This is a genomic window from Coleofasciculus sp. FACHB-712 (assembly GCF_014695635.1).
Classification (GTDB): domain Bacteria; phylum Cyanobacteriota; class Cyanobacteriia; order Cyanobacteriales; family FACHB-T130; genus FACHB-T130.
The window spans coordinates 1-1,703 of the sequence record NZ_JACJOQ010000005.1; the positions used below are offsets into that span (position 1 = coordinate 1).

The following is a 1,703-nucleotide window of genomic DNA, read 5'->3' on the forward strand; positions in this document are numbered from 1 at the left end:
GGTAAAGCTTTTAAACCGTGATCGCCGATTGCCTGACAAGTTTGCAAGTCTTCTGCATTAATCGCCTTAGCAGTTGTCAGTAAAATAGATTTGATTTCTTCTACCGTTCCGAGAGACTCATAGGCAGTTCGCAACATCCGCGCGATCGCCCAAAATAAATTAACCGCAGTTGGACGAGTTTGCCGTAACATCTCGGCAATTTGCTCCAACTTGCTCAAAAATTCCTCACGCTTGTCTGACTGAATCTCCCTTGCCCCTAGGTACATCCCGTAGGCAGCCGCAACACCAATCGCCGGTGCCCCCCGGACAATCATCGTTTTAATCGCCTGCGCCATATCTTCGCAGCAGCTGATCTCAACAAACGTGTACTCCGTAGGCAGCCGGTTTTGGTCGATGAGCAAAACGCGGTCTTGATTCCAAATAACTGGATAAACTTGAGTTTTGGTAGACATATCGGCGGTGAGTTGCTAGTTATCAATATGATAGTTTCTAACAACTTAGCCGATATTTACCCGACTAACTGCTTTTTTACCTCGCGCTTTCTCCCGAAAACACTTAGGGTAATTTTGCCTTAACGCAAAAGAACGCCGAAAGCGCAACTGATATCTTTGCGTAACTCTGCGTTAGCGAAGCCGCAGGACAGCGCTTACCTGTGCGTACCTTTGCGTTAAAAAAACCTACCTTTAACTCATCACTGCTGACAGCTGAGGACTAAAAGATTTCCTCACTCGCTCGGCAATTTGAGCCGGTGTCAGACCCAGTTCCGCCATCGACTGTTCTGGCGTAGCATGATCCACTAATACATCAGGCACGCCAATCCGCGTAATCGGCACCATCAGATTATGATCCAGCAGACTTTCTGCCACAGCCGAACCAAAGCCGCCGATGATGCAGCCTTCTTCCAGCGTCACCACCCGACCAATCTGCTGAGCCAGAGGCAAAATTAACTCAGTATCCAGTGGCTTAGCAAAACGGCCATTCACAACAGTCGCTTCAATCCCATGCTCGCTCAAAATCTCCGCTGCCTGCATGGCGGGATATACCATCGAGCCATAACCCAGGATCAAAACATCATCGCCTTGGCGCAAAATTTCTGCTTTGCCAATGGGTAGTTCTTCCCAGCCTTCTTCCATCAGGGGCACCCCGTAGCCATTGCCGCGAGGATAGCGCATGGCAATCGGACCATCGGTGTAGTTAACACCAGTGACGATCATCTGCTGCAATTCAGCTTCATCTTTGGGTGCCATCAGCACCATGTTCGGGAGACAGCGCAAATAAGCGATATCGTACATCCCTTGGTGCGTGGGACCATCAGCACCGACAATCCCGGCGCGGTCAAGACAGAAAAAGACGGGTAATTTTTGAATGCAGACATCGTGGACGATTTGGTCGTAGCCACGTTGCAGAAAAGTAGAGTAAATCGCGACAACGGGTCGCATTTCTTCACAAGCTAAACCGGCAGCTAAAGTGACAGCGTGTTGTTCGGCAATGCCAACATCAATATATTGCTTGGGCAGTTTACTGGCGAGTTTGTCTAAACCCGTGCCAGTCGCCATTGCTGCTGTGATGCCGATAATTTTGGGATTATTCTCAGCGAGTTTGACCAGCGTGTGGGAAAACACCTTGGCATAAGAAGGAGGTTTGGGTTTGCTGGAAGGAACCGCTTTCCCAGTTGCGAGGTTAAAGGGGGATTGTGCGTGGTA

Annotated in this window: 1 protein-coding gene and 1 pseudogene; both read right to left on the reverse strand. The window is 49.4% G+C overall.

Features of this window, described 5'->3' with window-relative positions:
• A pseudogene (locus H6F50_RS00060) lies at window positions 1–452 on the reverse strand (S-methyl-5-thioribose-1-phosphate isomerase); the annotation flags it as partial.
• Between the two features lie 231 nt (window positions 453–683).
• The coding region (dxs, locus tag H6F50_RS00065) for a 1-deoxy-D-xylulose-5-phosphate synthase (RefSeq protein WP_190424899.1) at window positions 684–1,703 on the reverse strand (1,020 nt) is incomplete at its 5' end.